We start from the raw sequence: 19,626 nt of genomic DNA, 5'->3' as shown, positions 1-19,626 counted from the left end.
TCTCCATTAGCATCGGATTGAAACGAAAGCGCTTCCGTTGACAGAAACTTATCTGAAGACCAACCTATCAGGCAAACCGCAATATCAAATATAGGATATCGGCCAGGTGAATTTCGCTACACTGGACCTCAACCTTTTGCGCGTGCTGGACGCCCTCTTCAGCGAAGGCTCAACCGTCAAGGCGGCCGACAAGCTCGCCATGTCGCAATCCGCAGTCTCCGGTGCATTGTCGCGTCTTCGTCATTCCTTGGACGATCCCCTTTTTGTCCGGCAGGGAAACCGTTTGGTTGCCACCGATTATGCGTCCAGGATTGAAACCGGTTTGCGCGAAGAACTCGAACGTCTTGAGGCTTTGCTAGCTCCGCCAGCTACCTTTTATCCGCGAACCGCTGAAGGCACTTTCCGGATCGCCGCCAGCGATTTTTTCGCGGAACTACTGATGCCACCCTTAGGAGATCTCCTGCAAAAGTCAGCGCCCAATCTACGAGCGCAGCTGGTTGATCTGGTTCCGAATGACTATGTGGCCAGTCTTGAACGACGCAACGCTGACATAGCACTGATCCCAGATTTGCTCCTGCCGGACTGGGTCAATCGGGAGCCACTCTTCCATTCGCCGTTCCACGTGATAGCTCGCAAGGGAAATCCAAAGCTTGAGGAGCTTCAGGAAGGAACGCAGATGCACATGGATACGTTCTGCGCACTCCACCACGTCTTGTTTTCCCCAGAAGGGAATCTGGCTGCAATGGGTGATGCTGCCCTAAACCGCGTCGGAAAACAGCGACAGGTTGCTATGACCGTGCCCGTCTTTAGTGGCGTGTGCCGAGCGGTAAGTGAAAGCGACCTCATTGCGCTTGTACCCGCGCAACTTGCAAAGAAATTGGCCAAGACATTCGGACTGAAGGTGTTCGAACCTCCGATGCATATTGAACCGGCGTTGATCATCGGCATCTGGCACAAGCGTTCCGACAACGCCCCGATGGCGGCTTGGATGCGTAGCCAAGTCTTCGAGTTAATGAAAGCATTGGACTTAGACAGTTAGTCAAACTGTCCTAAGCAGCGCCTGTCGGACAGAAACAAGTTGATGTTTCGAATAATAGAACCGAAATAGGTTCAACCTGCCAATGAAGATGTTTGCGCAGCCACAGCGACCGAACGTTTTGCCCGCTTTGAGAAATTTGCAAAGGTCTGTTGAAATAGCCCGTTTTGGGCCGCAGCCAGCCAATCATACTTGCCGCAGAGAACGGCAATACAGAGCCCACTTTGACCGATGTTGTGCGATGTCCCAACTAAAGCAATGCGCAGAACGCGGACTTTGCAAAGTCTAACAATTTCTACTCTCCAAACACTGAGCCAAATATGAAATCCATCGGACGAAAAGCAAAGCCCCAAGCGCAACTACGCCCAAAGTAGATGCGCTTGTCATGCTGCATGAATGGTCATAGCGCATGAATATCGAACGGATCTGAGAAACCCTTGATCATGGTGCTACCGAATGTCTCCAACACGTTTATTCCTTGCAACAGATCGAAGGTTTCTTGATCAATCAATATCCGGCTTCCGGTATTCTGCGTTTCCGCCTCCAAACGAGCGGCAAGGTTTACGGTGGATCCAATGCAAGTATACGTTGCCCGGCTGTCCGTTCCGGCGTAACCAGCGACGACTTCGCCAGTTGCTATTCCGATTCCGATCTTTAGGTTGCTTTTCCCTTCTGAGCACCGTTCGAGATTTAAAATCTCAATCATGTTATGCATTTCATACCCTGCCGCCACTGCACTTTGCGCGGAGTTCGGCAGCGGCTGTGGAACTCCGAAAAGAGCCATCAAACCGTCTCCCAACATCAGGCTGACAATTCCGCCATTGCTGGTAACGGCCTCGAACATCAACGTGTAGAAAGTGTTGAGCAGGTCGATTGTTTCCTCAGGGGCGAGGTTTTCAGACAAGGTCGTGAAGCCGCGAATATCACAGAAGAGAACCGAGGCGTTGGCACGTTTACCACCTATCGCAAAGCCCGACTCTTGTAGGTCTTGTGCAACCTCAGTTGTTGCAAAGCGCTCTAGCAGACGCTTCTGTTCGTCCCTGAGTCTTTTCTTTTCAAGGCCGCTTGAGACACGCGCACTAAGGAGTGTCTTATTTACAGGCTTAGGCAGGTAGTCTTCGGCCCCCAATTCGATGCAACGCACGACATTGTCGAGCCCCTCAACAGATGACGTCACGATTACTGGCAGGTCGCGCAGGTCGGTGTCCGATTTGACGGCCTCCAGAACCTGAAAGCCGTCCATTTCTGGCATTTCGATATCCAGCAGAAGCAAGTCAAACGGCTGGTTAGACAACATTTCCATCGCAACCCGGCCGTTTTCCGCGAGCGATACTTGGTGACCCAAAAGTTCTACGCTGCGCGATAAAAGCAAGCGGTTCACCTTGTTGTCGTCGACGATGAGCAAATGGCCAGGGGCGTCAGACATCAATCAGGCTCCGTAAAGCCGCGGCCGCAGTGTTTAGGGCTGTCTCCAGCGCCGTCGCATCTGTCAGATCTCCGGCATCGGGCAGTTCTCCGAGCTCGATTTTCCTGGCCAGTTCTGCAAGAGCTGTCGCACCAAACGTGTTGGCGTTCGACTTGATGGAATGTGCGGTACGCCGGTATCGGTCGGCATCGGCCTCGCCCGCGGCCGCTATCAATTCGTCAATCATACTGGGCGCTTCATCGAGAAAGGTGTTCACAAGCTCAGCAGCAAAGTCTTCGCCCGTGGCGTCTTTAAGCTCCATGAAGATTTCGTGATCTATTGGGCTGTCTGTCATGGATCACCTTCTTACTCTGGGGGAATTCAACAGGGCTTCAATGAGGACCGGGACGCGGATCGGTTTGGTGATATAATCGTCCATCCCTGCCTTCAGGCACATTTCGCGGTCCCCCTGCATTGCGTTCGCGGTCATCGCGATTATGCGAGGACGACTTCCATCCGAATGCGCTTTGTTGATACGGCGAGACGCTTCAAGCCCATCCATCTCGGGCATTTGCACATCCATGAATACGACATCGTATGTTTGCCGGTTGACGCTTTCGACTGCTTCAACACCGTTGCTGGCCAAATCAGCGCGATAGCCCATCTGCTCTAGCAGTCGCAGCGCAAGTTTCTGGTTCACCAAATTATCCTCGGCCAGCAAAATACGTAGCGGATGTCGCGTTGCCATATCCGGATCTGTTTGAGGTTTGTCCTGTGGTTTGGACGGCTTTACTCGCACCTTTTCAGTCGCGAACAGTGTGACCAGGGTGTCGAACAGGTGGGATTGGCGCAAGGGTTTGGCAAGGTTGGCGGCGAAGAGACCATGCTCAAGGTCTGTGTCGCGCGGGCCCAGTGAACTGAAAAGGATGAGTGGCAAGTCCGGCTTCCTGACGCGAACCTTTTTGGCAAGCTCTTCTCCATCCATTTCGGGCATATGCATGTCGAGAATTGCCAAATCGAAATCGGCGCCTTCTCCCAGTATGTTCAGCGCTTCTGACGGGGTCTCACACGTCGTGGTCCGAGTGCCCCACTTCTCGGTTTGCAGAGAAAGGATTTTACGATTGGTGGCATTGTCGTCCACCATCAAAATTCGCTTGCCCTCAAGTTCAGGTTGAACGCCAACAAGATTGCGAAAAGACGACTTAATTGGCTTCGCAGGTTTTGCTTGGATCTTGAAAACAAAGGTGGACCCGCTCCCCTCGCCATCGCTTTCAGCCCACATGGTCCCGCCCATAAGTTCAGCAAGGCGTTTCGAGATCGCTAGACCCAGACCAGTGCCACCATATTTTCTGGTCGTTGAACTATCTGCCTGGCTGAAAGACTGAAACAAACGGCTCATGCCCTTTTGGGATAGGCCGATTCCAGTGTCTCGGACTTTGAACATCAGTTCGAGCACTCCCTGCACCTGGGCGGATCGCTCAACAGACAGGACCACTTCGCCGCTTTCGGTGAACTTCACTGCGTTAGAAAGGAGATTCAGCAGAATTTGCCGTAGTCTTGTTAGATCGGCGCTAATTGCCAGAGGTAGCGAGTCATCGAACTCATAGGCCAAATCGAGTTGTTTCTCAGCGGCCTTACCGCTGATTAGATCGAGAGCGCTTTCTATGCACTCGCGCAGATCGAACGGATGGTTCTCGATATCCATCTGTCCGGCCTCAATTTTCGAGAAGTCGAGGATCTCGTTGATGATACCCAAAAGCGCATCGCCGCTATCGCGGATGGTATTGGCATAGTCACTTTGTTCCGCATCCAACTCTGTGTCCATCAACAGGCCGCTCATACCGATTACGGCATTCATGGGGGTTCGAATTTCGTGGGACATCGTAGCTAGGAAGGCGCTTTTGGCTTCGTTAGCAGATTCGGCAGCCTCGCGCGCTTCTTCCGCTTCGCGGAACAGGCGCACATTCTCGATGGCAATAACAGACTGATCAGCAAAAGATTCGGCCATCGCTATGTCGTCATCTGAGAACGGTATTTTTGATTTCCTGATGAAATAGAGCCCGCCCAAACACTTATCGCCGCGCATCAGTGGCACGCCTAGGAAAGCTTCAAATCCGTTTTCTTCGTGCAACTTCTTTGCTAACCGCGGCAAACCCCGCGACGCCAAATCGTGTACATGCATGGTTTTTCCGGAAAGTAACACGGACGAAAGAAAGTTGTCCTTCGGATCCAAGGGGTGCCGGGTTCTTCCGAAATCGCGAATCAGCCCTTTGGGCGAAGCCAAAGCAACTTGCCACCACGAACTATCATCAGATAACGCCGCACCGGCCATATCGCATGCAACAAGCCGCGTCGCGGAATCCACGATCACTTCAAATACAGGTGTTGTATCCGTAGGTGACTGACTAATTACCCGAAGCACATCAGCACTCGCCGTCTGGCGTGCCAGAGAAGCCTGAGTTTCATTAAATAGGCGAACATTTTCTAGCGCGATGATGGCCTGATCCGCAAATGACTCCGCAATAGACACTTCGTCTTCGGTAAAAGCCTTTGAAGTCTTTCGAATAAATACCAAATTTCCAAAACAGTCTTTTCCGCGCATCAAGGGAACCATCAAAGACGATTTAAAGCCCTTCTCGCGAAAGATTTTTTTGTCGCGCCTCGGGAGTTCTTCGTAGCGCCAGCTTGGCATGTGGAGCGTCTTGCCACTTTTGATCGCCCGAGAAGGTAAATTGTCGTCGGGGTCAATCGGAAGTCGATCCGTCCACTTGACTTCTTCCAAACCTTCTTGAGTTGCGACCGCGACCTGCCAAATTTCTGTTTTATTCGCTTGAATGGCAATAGCCAGATCGCAATCTATCAGAGTCGTTGCCAGTGCAACAATCTTCTCGAATACTGGTTTGGTATCGGTTGGGGATTCAGAAATAACTCTAAGAACGTCCGCACTGGCGGTTTGGCGCGCAAGCGCTGTTTGTGTGTCATTGAAAAACTGCGAGTTCTGAATGGCGATAATCGCCTGCGAGGCAAAAGTCTCCATCTGCTTGATTTGCTTCTCGTCAAAAGCTGCAGTGGTTCGGCTTCCCATGCTGATAACGCCAATTGTGTCACCATCTCGTATCAGCGGCACGGAAAGAACGGATCGATAACCTTCGAGATTGGATTTAAGAAGAGGATCGTATGTGGGGTCAGCTTGCGTATCTTCAACGTAATCAGCTCTTCCATTTAGAAGTGCGCGCGCTGAGGCCGATGTTTCCCCCGGTTCAAAAGGATACGCCTTTATGAAGTCAGCGAATTTGCCCGACAGATTGTGCCCAGCAAAGAAATGATACTTCCCGTCTTCCGGTTTCTTGAGTGCTACGAAAGCATCCTGAAGACGGCAGATACGGGACGAAACGGCCAACAACGTTTCCAAAACAGGTTCTAACGCGTCGGGAGATCGGGAAATCACCTCAAGAACTTCAGTCGTAGCGGTCTGGTACTGCAATGCCTCCTCGACTTCTGCCGTACGCCTTTGCACTTCCTCAAATAGCCTCGTGTTGTTAATCGCAATCAAGGCCTGAGACGCGAAAGTTTCCAGCAGGCTGATCTGTTTTGCGCTAAATGCCGAAGCCTGCCTGTGCGCCATGACTATAACACCAAGCGTGTGACCATTTTTGACAAGCGGAACACCGAGAGTGGTGAGGTAGTCGCCTATCTCGGCAGCCTGTTTCCAAGTGTAAGTTGGGTCGTTTCGAGTATCTTCTATGTAGACTGTCTTTCCATGCAAAGCAGTTCGCCCGATGCACGAGCCTTCTTCAGGAGCTATCGGATTATCCGTCAGAAATCTTAGAAACGCCTCGCTTACGTTATGGGACATCACAACACGATAAAGCCCATCCTCTGCATCCCGCATGGCAAAGAATGCGTACTCCGGCGCGCAGATGCGCGAAGAAACCTCTAGGATGGCGTCCAACACCGGCGGCAGGTCATTTGGCGAACGGGAGATAACATCCAGGACTTCAGACGTTGCTTTCTGATACTTTAATGTCTCTTCAGCTTCGGCTGTACGGGCTTGAACTTCTTTGAACAACTGAGTGTTGTTGATCGCAATCACGGCCTGAGCCGCAAAAGTCTCTAAGAGTGAAATTTGCTTTGAATTGAATGGTGCGACTTTGTCGTGGCAGAGGACTATAACACCAACTACTGTTTTGCCCTTGATCAGAGGGACACCTAACAACGAACGGTATTTTCCAATGCGGGCCGCTTCTTTCCATGCATACTCGCCAGCCTCTGTATCCTCGTAGTAGACTGTTTCTCCTCGTGCTGCGGTTTGGCCAATTCCGCTCCCGTGACCGGCTGGAACAGGGTTAGCCTTCATGAACTTCATGAAATCACTATCAAAATCTAGCATGATGTCAGTATGGTAAAGATTATCCTCTGGGTTGAGGATCGAAATCGCAGCGTAAGTTGGTTCACAAATCCGGCTTGCAACCCGCAAGATTTCTTCCAGAACCGGCTCCAGCTCGTTCGGCGACCGGGAAATAACCGACAAGACATCAGAGGTGGCAGTCTGGTATTCAAGTGATTGTTCTACTTCGGCCGTCCGTTTCTCGACTTCGCGGAAAAGGTTCGCATTCGTAATTGCGATAGTGGCCTGATCGGCAAATGTTTCGAGCAGTTGAATCTGCTTGGTGGAAAATCCCGAAACCTCAGGTGACCCTAGAGAAATCACCCCCACGACTTCGTTGTTTTTTAGCATCGGCACGCCGAGCAAGGATCTATATTCACCGACGCCGCTTTCTTCCATCCATGTGTAGGACGAATCCGCTTCAACATCTTTAATGTAGATCGTTCGTTTCGACAAAATGGCACGCCCACTTACACCGCTCTGACTTGGCGAAATAGGGTGAGATTTGACATATTCAGCAAAGGTTGTGTCCTGCGTGAGCGTCGAATGCACATGGAAAAGCTGATCGTCAGGGTTCAGCATCGCAACATAGGCATCCTGCAATTCGCAGATACGGGAGGCCTCTTTGAGGATAGCGTCGAGAACGGGTGCCAGCTCATTTGGTGAGGCCGAAATAACCCGCAGAACTTCAGACGTAGAAGTCTGGTATTCTAAAGATTGCGTCACTTCCGCTGTACGATCCTGAATTTCGCGGAACTGACGGACGTTTTCCATTGCGATCACGGCTTGAGCTGCAAAGGTTTGAACCAAAGCGACATCGTCGTCAGAGAAAGGTTCAACTTCACGGCGGTAGAGGACAATTACACCGAGACCTAGGCCATCCTTCATCAACGGAACTGCCAGAACCGAGCGGGCTCCTTCAATCTCAACCATCTGAACCCGTTTCGGGTCACGTTCCCTGAAGTACAGGGGATCGTCCGCGATATCGTCTTGGCGAATGACCTCGCCATCAATCATTGGTTTGATCGCAACTAATTCCGTTCGTGTTAGCGGCTCCACAAAATTTTTGAGCGCTTCGTCAAAGTCGGTTCTTGCGCCGATATTGGCCGGGATCGTTGCGAGCCCCCGTTCGTTATCAGCGACGCATAAAAAAGCGAGCGGGGCTTTGCACAAGCGGCTGGAGTTTTCGAGAATGCTTTGGAACACAGGTCTTTCGTCGTCGCGGCTACGGCTGATGACTTCGAGGATTTCTCGCGATGCTTTTTCGCGCTCCAGTCGTTCCTGGACCTCTCGAAATTGGCGCGTGTTTTCTATCGCTATGACTGCGTGTTTGGCGAACTCTTCGATGAATTGCACGTCGGGATCAGAAAACGGGCGGACTTCGCGGCGGCTAACCGCAATAGCACCTATGGCCTGCTCGCCTTGCATCAACGGGACGACAACGCGCGACCTGATGCCTTCTACCTCGACCATTGTAACAGCAGTAGGATCACCCGAGCGATAGAACTCTGTGTCGGCAATGTCCTCGACGCGTACAACCTTGCAGTTGCGTATCGCCGCCGCCGCCGTGACCGAACCGTCAAGAGGCCACTCTTCTCCCAATTCGACGTCGGTTCTATCGTGCCCCCATGCACCGGCCAATTGAATATGGGTTCCCGCAGCGTTGACCAAAACCAGCGCCGCCTGATCTGCGTCACAGATTTCAGTGGCCTGCTGAAGCACGGCTTCAAAGACTCGTGCGTCATTGTCCCGGCTTTTGCTGATAACACTTAGAACCTCCTGTGTCGCCGCTTGGCGTTCCAGCTGAGTGTGCAGCTCTTTCATTTGACGAGTGTTATCGAGGGCAATGATGGCTTGCGCGGCAAAGCTCTCGACCAAAGAAATCTCGTCATCGGAAAATGGTCGCACTTCGCGCCGGTAAATCCCGATGACACCTACGGGGTCACCATTTGCTGACATCAAAGGAACCGTCAGAAACGAACGAACACCTTCCTCATCAACCAATTGCCGGCGCCAAAGATCCCCGTTGATGTAGTGGTCTGTCTCGCGCAAATCGACGTTGTGAATGACGCGCGCTTCCCGCACGGACTCGGCAATTTGTAAATTTGAGTCCAGAGACCAGCGATCCGCGCCGACCTTGTATGTAGCCAATTGATCACCAAAATGGGCGGCGTATTCCAAATGCGTTCTTGCCTCATTTAGCAGGCTCAACGTGGCTACATCTGTTTCGCAAAGCCGGGCCGTGTTTTCCAAGATCGTCTGAAATACCGGCGCTTCATCATCGCGAGACCGACTGATCGTCTCCAGAACATCACGCGTGGCACCTTCACGCGCCAGACGCACCTGCAACTCGCTAAACTGTCGAACATTCTCGATTGCAATGACCGCTTGTGCAGCGAAAATCTCAACCAGCTGGACCTGATCGTCGGAATAAGGTCGCACCTCATCCCGTGCCAACATCAGGCATCCGATTGCGCTGCCACCCACTTTCAATGGAACAAAGAGATTGCTCCTGCATCCATGCCTGTCGACAATGAGCTTAAAACGCTCATCTCCCGATTTATGAAAATCGGTGTCGCCCATATCGACAACACGTTTTGTCTCACCGCTGAGAATAGTGTCAGTCACGATGGAGTTGCCTGGCTCCATCGTGTATTTGCCGTCGAACCAGAGCTGTTGAATATCCGGGTGTAAATTGACGCTTGCAACCAGTTGCTGACGAGCATCCCCTTCTTGCCCGAGTACCAGACCGGCAAAAAAGGCATCACACAGATCTTTTGCCAGCGCTACAATCAGGTCGCATACTGGCTGGATGTCATCCTTGGTCTCGGAGATCGCTTGCATAACCCGCGCGGTAGCTTCAAACCGAGCCTGCTGTTCATCCGCGCTGAGCCCAGAACTTTGCGCAGATGACGACGCTGAACGCCTCGTCTCTTCCGATGTCCTCTTTCCAACCACCTGCGTTCGAGCTCCCACGCAAACCAATGAAACAAGCAAGACCGGAGTTTAGAGGGCATACGATAGAAGTCACAGAGTTTCTTTGCGGGTGGTGTTCCACGCTATGCGGACAATGACGGTATGGTGCGGCCTTGTGCGGGTCCGCAGAGTCATGAAGAAAGCTGCCATATATTCTAAAAAAGGACTCTTAGATAAGAGTTTCGCTTAACTTCCCAGAATGCCCAAACATCGCTTTTGAATGTCTGCTTTGGGCTGTACTGCAGTTATCGCCGCCAATATGGCGAATTCCCGTCCTGTTCCGCATAGCAGTCATTAATGTACTGCAGAGAGAATGGCTCCTTTGCGGACTTTGCAGCCATCCGCATTTTTACTCCAAAGAACCGCAGTCAGCCCTAAGCGGACCTTCAAAATCCGACTTTGCAATTCTAGTGTTGCGGACAAGTTAGGCCGCGGACTGCCAAGCTCTGTTTCAGTTCATTTTGCCTGACAACGTTTGTGTCGGCAGTTGTCCAAAGAGTGCTCTGTAGTCTCGCGCGAACTGACCCATGTGCCAAAATCCGTAAGCGTTTGCGATGTCCGATATACTCTCCTCTGGCGAGCAGGATACCAGTTCATGGCGCACAGCACCGAGACGGGCTCTTAGATAAAACTGCTTGGGGCTCACCCCATATGTTTCCTGAAACGCGCGACGAAGAGTGCATGTGGATACCTGAATATCTGCACATACCTCACCGATTGACACGTTATCCATCAAATGGGCCCGCATGAACTCAACGACTTGTTGTGCTAAACGGGTTCTATTTTTACTGTTTCGCCGATCACTCCATTTTTCGCCTACCACCAGCATTTCCAGAAGCTCTAAGATCATATCACTCTCTTCACTATCAGAGCTTGGTCCGGCCGCTGATCCAATTAGAAAGCGCGCTTTGTTTTTGACTAAGTAATGCAGCTTGCCAGCGTCGCTAACGAAGGATCTTAAAGCGTCATTTCGCACGGTGCTGATATCAAGACCGCAATCGTCGGCGATCCGTTGAGCCCTTCGGATGTCGATGCCAAAGGTCAGGCCTGTGAGCGTTGAATTGCTCACGCCTTCAAAAGGGTCTCCGCTACCAAAATTCATCAGAGCGGTGTCTGAGGGTGAGCCGTTAAGCCAAGTTCGTACACTCCCTTTGTCTGGTAAGCCAAACGCTAGAATGTCAGGGCGAGAAACTCCGGTTTGGTACACAGCCTTATCAAACGACAAATCAATCATTTGAAGGTCAAGACCTGCCCAAACGGATACCGAAGAGTTCATAGTTCCCTCTTCAATTTGACGTAGCTCGACATCCCATTGGGACAGCTCGCGGAATTGCGAAGGGTCCTGCAAAAAAAGTGTGTTTGGGGCGCAGGTTTTTTTGGGGGCTGATCGTTTTTTGATGTCGTCCATTCCGCCCCGCAGGTAGTTTTCATGAAATGTTATTCGAATATGTAGGCGTGGACAATTGCAAGACAAAGCAGACAAATCGAGAGGGAAGAGGTTCGGACGCCCATCGTTGCCTGAAGATACTGTGCGCACCGAACGCGTCGTAACGCTGCTAACCAAAAGCGAAAAAGAGTTGTTGCGCTCACAGGCTGAAGACAGCGAACTCTCCCTTTCAACCTTTTGCCATCATCTGATCCTTGAAGGTCTGAAAACAAGTATATCATGAAACAGGGGTATCTCATGAAATCAAAACTGTTCCTCTCCGCGCTGGTCTTTGCCGGCTCCGCTATCACGGCGGCAGCTCAGGACAGCAATATCGTGCATGATGCGGAATACTATGTGCTGAAGCAGCAAAACGAAGCCGTTTGGGTCGAGAACGACGCACAGGTTGACCAACTGCTGGCCGATTTTCGTGAGAAAAACGGAGGGAACCCTCCAAACATCTTCTACATCCTTATTGACGACATGGGTTTTGGCGACATGGGTATGCCCGAGATGAACGCGATACGCGGGTATTCGACGCCCAATATCAACGCGCTCGCAGAGGAAAGCATGCGGTTTGCGCGCATGTATACCGAGCCGTCCTGCACACCGTCGCGGGTCGCCTTCATGACGGGTCGCCAGCCGTATCGCAATGGGATGGGCGATACCGCCGTCGATATTTCAGGTTTTGGCCTTGCCGATGAAGAAGTCACAATTGCCGAAGTTCTGAAATCCGTAGGCTACAACACCTCGCATGTTGGCAAATGGCACATGGGCGACATTCAGGAATCCTGGCCTACTTATCAGGGCTTTGACTACGCCGCGTTCCCCATCCATCAGCAGGGCCAGTTGGCCATCTTCAACGAAGATGCAGCCAAGGAAGAAATCACCATGGCCATAGGGGAAGACAACTACAACTCCAAATACACGCTGGATGATTGGTTTCGCCCTGATCCGGGACACATGATTACCGGCCTTGAAGCTGTTATTGGCGGGGAGGTCCGCGAAGTCCATATGGAACCGGGTGAGAAATGGACCCAGGACAAATATAATGAAATGAACATCCGCTATCAGGCACAGGCGATGGAGCAGTTGCGCCTGCTAGCAGAACGGGATGAACCGTTCTTCCTGCAATACTGGCCGCTTGTCCCTCTGTCGACAACGCGCACGACGAGAGAAGCGTTCACGACACCCAACGGCGGTACATTCGTTGAAAGCATGGAAGAGTTGGATGAATGGATAGGGGTCGTTCTGAACGAAGTCGATGCGCTGGGGCTCAGGGATAATACCCTGATCGTTTTGATGGGCGACAACGGTCACTTCACCAAATATGCCCCCGGCAGTGGGTTTTCGCCGCTGGTCTTCCGCGGCGGCAAGGCCGATACGTCTGAAGGAGGCGTTCGGGTGGACGCGTTTGCCCGCCTGCCCGGCTTGATCGAGGGAGACTCAATTGTATCTGACATTATTCATATCTCTGATTTGTTCACGTCAATTGCGCGTATCGGCGGAGCGATGGATGCCATCCCCCGCGACCGGATCATTGACGGTGTCGATCAGACGTCCCTGATGTTTATTGGCGATACGCATGGGCGCAGGGATCATGTACTGATCTACTCGATCAATTCGCTGAAAGAGGTGGTAAAGGAACACATCAAACTCAAAGTTCCGGCCAAAGGTGAAAATGCTATCGTGGCCAAGTTCTACAACCTGTTCCGCGACCCCCGCGAAGAACAGAGCGTATCGACCGAGATCGGAGCATGGGCTGGACATGAGTTTAACCGCATTATTGCCCGCCACCTGAAATTCAAGGAAATGTACCCCGATCAACCAGCCGCGACTGGACGTCCCTATGAAGGTATCGTGAACCTTCGTCCTGAAACCGTCGCAGCGGTGGATGCCTTTGTCGCCAAGCGGGACATTCAGCCCGACTAAAAGGTGAAGCTGATAAGAGTCATGCAAGCCCTGCATCAGATGATAATATGCTTGATGTGGGGCTTGGCATCCACAACAAAAATTCTGGAAACAATATGAAAATCCAAGCGCTTGTCCTTGCATTGGCGACTGGCATTGTTGCGGCCTCAGCAATCGCCGATGAAAACGCTTCAAACCCTTTGGCCGCAGTCAATAACACGGACATCCGGTATCAGTATTTTGATTTGGGCAACGGTGCTGACAAGCAGGACGCCTTTATAGATGGCGCATACATGCTGCGGCCTGATCTGAAACTGAAATATGAGTTGCACTACAACTCAACGGATGTGACTGGAACTCGGTTCACTGACTTTGAGAAATTGAGCCTCAAAGCGATCTATTTCCCTTCTCAGAGACCGCTCAACGAAACGTGGGCCATCAAGTCGGCCATTGGTCTGGAGTGGATACTGGACTTTGGCGACCCGGAAAAAGGGATCGGAACCGGGTCCGATCAAATTGCGCCTTTTGGCGGGTTCGCCTTTGCAAACACAAAATCAGGGCTGACGCTGATCCCACTGCTCCAGCATTTTGCTTCATACAATGGCCCGACGGACATAAACCAAACCGCGATGCGGTTGATTGCGCTACAACCGTTTGGCGATGGGTACTGGGCCAAGGCTGATATCAAAGCACCATATGACTGGGAGAACGATGCTTGGCCAGCTACCGCTGAGTTCCAGATTGGCAAGAACCTCAGTCCTGGCATCGCAATTTATGCTGATTTCCTCATCGGCATAGGTTCCGACCGCCCCTACGATAAAGGTGCCGGCTTAGGTTTGCGTTTCAACTACTAGTTCACCCACACCCAACCTCGGCGAAGATCATCTATGTCACAGTCCAGAAATCTGTTCAGCCATTTGTTTTCTGCGTTTATCTTGACCCTTCCTGGAACTGCCTTGAGCCAAACCCTGCCCGCTCCGGGTCGGTAGGAAATAAATTGGCGTCACGCCGCATCATTCTATCTGTTCACTCCGCTCTGAACTCGGGGAAGATCAACAGTCTCTGGGCGATCCGCTGAGATGGATTTGAACCTTGAAACTGAATCCGTCGTTCGAGCTTCTAATCCTCAGCCAGCGATGCTTAGGCCCAGAGTTCTGAGAAAATAGACTTCTATTACGATCTGTACCCAAGACTTTGCAAAGTCCGCTTTCTGCGCATTGCGGTCGTTAGCGCGGGCTGCAGCACCCGGTAACTTTGGGTCTCAACGTGGTCATCCGACCGTTTTTGTCGGATGACGGCTAAGCGCCGCGAAGCAGTCTTTCGGCAGCAAACAGTCGAACTTTCTGCAGTTAATGATCGCTCGGCACGATAGCAGACGCTGACCAAAAATCCGCTGTGACAGTAGTTCGGACATGACTACCGCGCAGCCCCGCAGCAAAATGCACAAGTATTCGCAACTCAAACCGAATTATAGTATATAAAATAGATAGTTATTGCTTGGTGCATTCGCTTTCTGAGAACAGAGGAGTTCACTATGCCAACACCACTCTTCAAGACCGGTAATTCCGGAAATCCGGGTGGGCGACCCAAGCTGGACCCCGAGACAAGAAAGTTGATCCAGTCGAACGGCGAGATCGCTGTGAAACGCATGAACGATCTGTTGTCGATGGACGAACTCTTCAATCGCCGAGATGAGAATGGTGAATTTGTATCAGGAAAACTTTCGGGCAAAGAACAAATTGCCTTGCTGGCCCTAGCTCAGGACCGAGCATTCGGACGCGCTGATGGCGTTAGCATCACGCACACCCACAGCGGAACTGTAGACATGAGCGTCAATCCAACACAGCGGCTCAAAGACATCAGCGACCGCCTTCCAGAGAGATTGGCTCAACAGAAGGTGATTGAGGCAAAACTGGATGACGACGAATAGTCTCCAACCATCACGTAGCTACTGCCAGGTGTGGAGGTTTGGGTTTGTGCCTACAGGCCGTGCGCCCGCGCACGTAATCCCCCTCGAGTTGACGACCCTATATCGTATTTGATAGAGAAGGCGCCCTTTTCCAAAAAAATTAGGAGGACCTGCATATGTGGGTAGCATTCTCGACGCCCGAGGGTTCGGGCTTCTTCTCTGCCGTTGCAAAGGATGAGGACGGCAAAACCAGCGGGCCGAACATCGGTTCTCGCGTCAGTCTGCGGTTCCGCCGCGCTCAGGACGCCGAACTTCTGCGCGACTATGGTATGGACGGCGAAGTGATCGAAACACCCGGCGGCGACTATCGCTTCCGGGCGTTCATTCCACGCAACCACCTGATGACGGTGCTGATGAACTTGGGCGACCGAATGGCCTACCCCAATTTCAAGGACAGCATTCCCGAAGATGACATAGCACTCGCAAACGCATGCCACGAGGCATGGGCAGTATTCGGCGATTTACAGGAGGGTGGACCGTATGAATTGGGGTGAAAACATCCTTTTTTACCCAGAACGGTTGCCTCAAAGTTGCCTTGAGTAAAAAGCCCGCGAAATCAACAACTGGGCCACTCCGTCTAAGTCTTTATTTTCAAGTGTAAACCAGTGGCGGACCGAGGAGGATTCGAACCCCCGACCCCTTGATTCGTAGTCAAGTACTCTATCCAGCTGAGCTATCGGTCCGCGTTGGTGAGGCGGTATGTAGACCCGGTGTTCGGGACGTGCAAGTCGATTCTTCAAAAAAATTTCAAAAAGTCCCATCGCCCCGGGGAAGCCTGATTTCGAAGGTTGTGCCCTCGGGTCCGGATTCCGCAAGCACGAGGTCTCCGCCGTGCCCGCGCACCAGTTCTTGTGAGATCGCAAGCCCCAACCCGGAACCGCCTTTGCGTACACCGCCCTGAAACGGGGTAAACAGGTTTTCACGCGCTTTGGGCGGCAAACCTGGACCATTGTCGCGGATCTCGATGCACCAGCTGGTATCATGCTCACAGCCCGCGATAGTGACTTTACCGGGTTTGCCCGACGCGATGAGTGCCTGCCGTGCGTTGCGGACAAGGTTCATCATCACACGGAATATCTGCTCAGGGTCTGCACGGGCTACGAGGTCATTTGGCACCTCATTCACGATCTCAACGCAGGCATCCGCGACCGCTAGCTGTTCACTGGCCACAACGTCTTCGGCGATGTCGCGCAGGGGCACCATGGTCAGGGTCGGCGCGGGCTCTTCCGCGCGCCCGAATGCCAGCGTGCTTTCGCACAAGGACACGGCGCGGGTTATCGAGTTCACAAGTTTGGGTGCCATCCGCCGCACCAATGGATCATCGCTGGTTTCGATCCGATCCGTGAACAATTGCGCCGAAGTCAGAATGTTTCGCAGATCATGGCTGACCTTTGCCACCGCACCGCCCAGCTGCGCCAGACGTTCGCGCTGTTTCAGGGCCTGGGTCAGTTCCGTTTGCAATTGCTGCAACGCCTCTTCCGCCTCGCGGAGTTCGGTTACTTTGGAATTTGGTGAGATGATCCCCCGCGCGTCTTCGGGTGCCCCGGCATAGCGCTGCATGTATCCGACCACGCTTTTGATCGGCTTGACCAGAACGACCCGGACAGCCAGGAACAGAAAGAACGCGGTGATGATGGAAATCACGAAGGACAAGCCCAGGATGCGAAGACCGTAGTCTGTCATCGCCATGCGCAAAGGCATGCTGTCGATTGTAACCTCGATCAACAGCCCTGCCCCTTTGACCGGCTCGCCGATCACGCGGATCACTTCGTTTTCCGGGGTGAACAGACGTGCCAGCGCATCGCGGATCAGGACCAAAGGACCGGCATCGCGCAGATCATATGTCTTGGTGATCTGCTCCGGAATGGGCGAGGACAGCATCAGCTGCCGCACCTCGTCCCGGCGCAGCACAACATTATAGACGCCTGCATTGGCCAGTAGCTCAGCCTCGAGTTCGTCGGCCAGCATGTCATCAGCCAGCAAAGCCAGCGAGGCGATCTGCGCACGCTCAAGCCGGTTCAGCAGGAAATCCTCACGGAATCGCGCGATTGAGGGCACAAAGATCAATATCTCGGCCAACATCACGAAGACCGTTGTCAGGATCAGAAAACGGCCCGACAGCGAGTTCAATTGGCGCTCCTTTCCCGGTCAGGGGATCCAGCGCTGGACGAACCTGACCACTCGTTTAACCGTCTGATTCTCAAACAGCCTTGGCGAGAAATAGGCACCCGCCACCCTTTTGTTAAGCTCTCCGACCGTCGGATAGGGCGAAACCATCGCAGCAATCTGCCCCATCTTCAGGTTATTGGCCAATGCCAGCGACCACAAGTTGATCAGTTCCCCCGCCTGATGACCCACGATTGTGGCCCCAACAGGTCGACCTTTTACGACCATGACTTTAATGAAGCCCTTCGTCTTACGCTCGGAAATGGCACGGTCGTTGTGGTGGTAGTCAAACCGCGCGATTTCGACCCTGTCGCCATGTTGGGCGCGGGCCTGCGCTTCGGTCAGGCCAACCTGAGCCAGTTCCGGGTCCGTATAGGTTGCCCAGGGGATATGCGCGGTTTTGGCCTTGGACGGCAGCCCGAACAGAGCCGAACGGATGATGATCCCGGCGTGATAGCCAGCCACATGCGTGAATTGCAGGCCACCGGCCACGTCGCCGATTGCATAGACTTTGCGGTTCGTGGTGCGCAGCGCCTCGTCAACCTTGATCCCGGTGCGGGTCGGTTCAATCCCGGCAGCCTGCAGATTCAACCGGTCGGTATTGGCCTTGCGTCCGGCTGCCAGCAACAGATGCGAGCCTGTGTAAATCTCGCCCTTCTCGGTCACGACCTCAACAGTGCCATTGTTGTCCCGAATCTGCGCCACCATTGCGTTTTCGTGGATCTCCACACCTTCTGCGCGGAGCGTATCCAGCACGATCTCTGCCGCCTCTGGGTCGTCTTTGCCCAGCGCTGTCATCCCTTCGATCACCGTGACTTTGCAGCCTAGCCGGATATGGGCCTGCGCCATTTCCATGCCGATAGGGCCGCCGCCAATGATCAACAGATGTTCAGGCTTGTCGCGCAGGTCGAAGATGGTTTCGTTGGTATAGAACGGCACCTGATCCAGACCGGGGATCGGCGGCACCAAAGGAGACGAGCCGGTTGCAATCACAACCCGGCGCGCAGTGATCAGGTGGTCGCCCGCCTGCACCTGGGTCGGAGAGACAAAACTACCGAATTCGCGGATCACCGTGACGCCCAAGCCTTCGAACCGTTCCTGACTGTCCATCGGTTCAATCTGCGCAATCACGTCATGCACATGGTCCTTGGCCGCTGCGTAGTCCACCTGGGGTACGACGTCGGCAACGCCCAGCGCTGATGCATGCGCTTGCCCATAGGCTGCCTTACCGCTGGCGATCAGCGCCTTGGAGGGGACGCAGCCAAAGTTAAGGCAGTCTCCGCCCATCTTGTGGCCTTCCAGCAGAATGACGTCTGCGCCCATCTGGCTTGCACCTGCCGCGACCGACAGGCCGCCTGACCCGGCCCCGATCACCAGGATATCGGTTTTCAGCTCTTGCATGATTTCAGCCGTCCTTTCGGCCACGCAGCGATTTGATGACGATTGGCAGCGCAGCTAGAACACACAAGCCGATGATCGGGCCAATGACAAACGGTTCCCACAGCAACGAGACATCCGGCGTTTCGCCCCGATCAAACACACCGCCCAGACCAACGCCGATCCAAGTGTAAACGATGCCGCCCGGAATAATGCCCAGCGCCGTGGTGATAAGGAAATTGCGGAATTTCACGCCGACCAATGCTGGTACCAAATTGGCGACGAAGAATGGCACCACCGGCACAAGACGCAGCAGGAACAGGACCGAGATCTCATTTTCGCGCAGACCGTCCTTGAGCTTTTTGATCGTCCCTTCAGACGACTCCAGTCGCGCGGTCAGAGATTCGCCCAACCCCCAGCGTGCAGCAAGGAAGATCGCCGAGGCACCGATTGTGGCGGCAAAGACATTGAAAACGGTGCCTGCGAACAGGCCGAACAGGAACCCCCCGGTCATCGATGCGACTGCCGCGCCGGGCAGCGAGAAGGCGACGATCACGATATAGACCGCGATGAACACCCCGGCCATCGACCAATAATGCGTGTCACGCCATTCCAGCAGGGCCTCGCGGTTGTCGCGCAGGGTCTCGAATGTCAGGTAGTCGCCCAGCGTAAAGAACCCCACCGCCGCCACGGCGAGAATCACCAACAAAGGTATGTGTCGCGCAAGCCCGCTGCGCGGGGCCTGAGTTGTATCGCTCATGACGCTGTCCGATTTCGTGCGTTTCATCTTGTCCCCAACATGCGCTGCTTGTGCGCCGCGCAACAGGGGCCTCACGGGGCGTTGATCTTTACGGCAGGGAATGTGAGGGATAGGGCTATGAAAACCGGTGTTTTGAAACCTTTTGCCCGCTGTGGTTACAGAATTGTTGCAAAAGGCGCGAAAACCCCCACCTAGGGGTTTGACTTACCCCCC

The 19,626-nt window shown here is 53.2% G+C and carries 12 protein-coding genes and 1 tRNA gene; 5 read left to right on the top strand and 8 right to left on the bottom strand.

Going from position 1 to position 19,626, the window contains the following annotated elements:
* The first annotated feature begins 106 nt into the window (after positions 1 to 106).
* Positions 107 to 1,039 carry a LysR family transcriptional regulator gene (locus GOV53_RS14180; protein WP_170467649.1) on the top strand — a complete coding sequence of 311 codons (933 nt, stop codon included), beginning with the start codon at positions 107 to 109 and terminating at the stop codon, positions 1,037 to 1,039.
* A gap of 397 nt (positions 1,040 to 1,436) precedes the next feature.
* On the opposite strand, the gene GOV53_RS14175 is transcribed toward GOV53_RS14180, so the two are convergent.
* The 4 genes from GOV53_RS14175 to GOV53_RS14160 form a co-directional block, all read right to left on the bottom strand.
* Positions 1,437 to 2,462 (bottom strand): adenylate/guanylate cyclase domain-containing protein, encoded by a 1,026-nt coding sequence (locus tag GOV53_RS14175; protein ID WP_170467647.1) that lies wholly within the window; start codon positions 2,460 to 2,462, stop codon positions 1,437 to 1,439.
* Positions 2,455 to 2,796: an Hpt domain-containing protein gene (locus GOV53_RS14170; RefSeq protein WP_170467645.1), complete on the bottom strand. Its 342-nt coding sequence runs from the start codon at positions 2,794 to 2,796 to the stop codon at positions 2,455 to 2,457. Before GOV53_RS14170 ends, GOV53_RS14175 begins: the two co-directional genes overlap by 8 nt.
* Positions 2,797 to 2,799: 3 nt before the next feature.
* Positions 2,800 to 9,672, bottom strand: a complete 6,873-nt coding sequence (locus tag GOV53_RS14165) for a GAF domain-containing protein (RefSeq protein WP_170467643.1) — start codon at positions 9,670 to 9,672, stop codon at positions 2,800 to 2,802.
* 583 nt (positions 9,673 to 10,255) lie between these two features.
* Positions 10,256 to 11,212, bottom strand: a complete 957-nt coding sequence (locus tag GOV53_RS14160) for a helix-turn-helix domain-containing protein (protein WP_170467641.1) — start codon at positions 11,210 to 11,212, stop codon at positions 10,256 to 10,258.
* 276 nt (positions 11,213 to 11,488) lie between these two features.
* On the opposite strand from GOV53_RS14160, the gene GOV53_RS14155 reads away from it, so the two are divergent.
* The 4 genes from GOV53_RS14155 (at position 11,489) to GOV53_RS14140 (ending at position 15,604) form a co-directional block, all read left to right on the top strand.
* On the top strand, positions 11,489 to 13,162 hold the full coding sequence (locus GOV53_RS14155; RefSeq protein WP_170334738.1) for a sulfatase-like hydrolase/transferase: 1,674 nt from the start codon (positions 11,489 to 11,491) through the stop codon (positions 13,160 to 13,162).
* Positions 13,163 to 13,209: 47 nt separating this feature from the next.
* A complete protein-coding gene (locus tag GOV53_RS14150; RefSeq protein WP_170334740.1) occupies positions 13,210 to 13,995 on the top strand; it encodes a hypothetical protein in 786 nt (261 codons plus the stop codon).
* A gap of 680 nt (positions 13,996 to 14,675) precedes the next feature.
* Positions 14,676 to 15,071: a hypothetical protein gene (locus GOV53_RS14145; RefSeq protein WP_170467639.1), complete on the top strand. Its 396-nt coding sequence runs from the start codon at positions 14,676 to 14,678 to the stop codon at positions 15,069 to 15,071.
* A 155-nt stretch (positions 15,072 to 15,226) separates the two neighbouring features.
* The gene (locus tag GOV53_RS14140; protein ID WP_170467637.1) at positions 15,227 to 15,604 is read left to right on the top strand and encodes a hypothetical protein; all 378 of its coding nucleotides are present in this window, start codon (positions 15,227 to 15,229) and stop codon (positions 15,602 to 15,604) included.
* 112 nt (positions 15,605 to 15,716) lie between these two features.
* Here the strand turns inward: GOV53_RS14140 and GOV53_RS14135 are convergent.
* From GOV53_RS14135 to GOV53_RS14120, 4 genes are all read right to left on the bottom strand, one after another.
* Positions 15,717 to 15,793, bottom strand: a tRNA-Arg gene (locus GOV53_RS14135).
* A gap of 64 nt (positions 15,794 to 15,857) precedes the next feature.
* Positions 15,858 to 17,240 carry a sensor histidine kinase gene (locus GOV53_RS14130; RefSeq protein ID WP_254439292.1) on the bottom strand — a complete coding sequence of 461 codons (1,383 nt, stop codon included), beginning with the start codon at positions 17,238 to 17,240 and terminating at the stop codon, positions 15,858 to 15,860.
* 18 nt (positions 17,241 to 17,258) lie between these two features.
* Positions 17,259 to 18,677 (bottom strand): dihydrolipoyl dehydrogenase family protein, encoded by a 1,419-nt coding sequence (locus GOV53_RS14125; RefSeq protein ID WP_170467635.1) that lies wholly within the window; start codon positions 18,675 to 18,677, stop codon positions 17,259 to 17,261.
* A gap of 4 nt (positions 18,678 to 18,681) precedes the next feature.
* Complete coding sequence (locus GOV53_RS14120) at positions 18,682 to 19,413, bottom strand: TVP38/TMEM64 family protein (protein ID WP_170467633.1); 732 nt, start codon at positions 19,411 to 19,413, stop codon at positions 18,682 to 18,684.
* Positions 19,414 to 19,626 lie beyond the last annotated feature (213 nt).

Source organism: Ruegeria arenilitoris, from assembly GCF_013035315.1.
Taxonomy (GTDB): Bacteria; Pseudomonadota; Alphaproteobacteria; order Rhodobacterales; family Rhodobacteraceae; genus Ruegeria; species Ruegeria arenilitoris_D.
The sequence above is the reverse complement of the archived record's forward strand: the minus strand, read 5'-3'. Positions and strand labels throughout refer to the sequence as shown.

What these genes read in the sequence shown, in the direction of transcription:
- GOV53_RS14155 (WP_170334738.1), top strand. Translation starts at nt 11,489, where the DNA reads ATGAAATCAAAACTGTTCCTCTCCGCGCTGGTCTTTGCCGGCTCCGCT.
- GOV53_RS14125 (WP_170467635.1), bottom strand. Translation starts at nt 18,677, where the DNA reads ATGCAAGAGCTGAAAACCGATATCCTGGTGATCGGGGCCGGGTCAGGC.
- GOV53_RS14160 (WP_170467641.1), bottom strand. Translation starts at nt 11,212, where the DNA reads ATGGACGACATCAAAAAACGATCAGCCCCCAAAAAAACCTGCGCCCCA.
- GOV53_RS14150 (WP_170334740.1), top strand. Translation starts at nt 13,210, where the DNA reads ATGCTTGATGTGGGGCTTGGCATCCACAACAAAAATTCTGGAAACAAT.
- GOV53_RS14140 (WP_170467637.1), top strand. Translation starts at nt 15,227, where the DNA reads ATGTGGGTAGCATTCTCGACGCCCGAGGGTTCGGGCTTCTTCTCTGCC.
- GOV53_RS14170 (WP_170467645.1), bottom strand. Translation starts at nt 2,796, where the DNA reads ATGACAGACAGCCCAATAGATCACGAAATCTTCATGGAGCTTAAAGAC.
- GOV53_RS14165 (WP_170467643.1), bottom strand. Translation starts at nt 9,672, where the DNA reads ATGCAAGCGATCTCCGAGACCAAGGATGACATCCAGCCAGTATGCGAC.
- GOV53_RS14120 (WP_170467633.1), bottom strand. Translation starts at nt 19,413, where the DNA reads ATGAGCGATACAACTCAGGCCCCGCGCAGCGGGCTTGCGCGACACATA.
- GOV53_RS14145 (WP_170467639.1), top strand. Translation starts at nt 14,676, where the DNA reads ATGCCAACACCACTCTTCAAGACCGGTAATTCCGGAAATCCGGGTGGG.
- GOV53_RS14175 (WP_170467647.1), bottom strand. Translation starts at nt 2,462, where the DNA reads ATGTCTGACGCCCCTGGCCATTTGCTCATCGTCGACGACAACAAGGTG.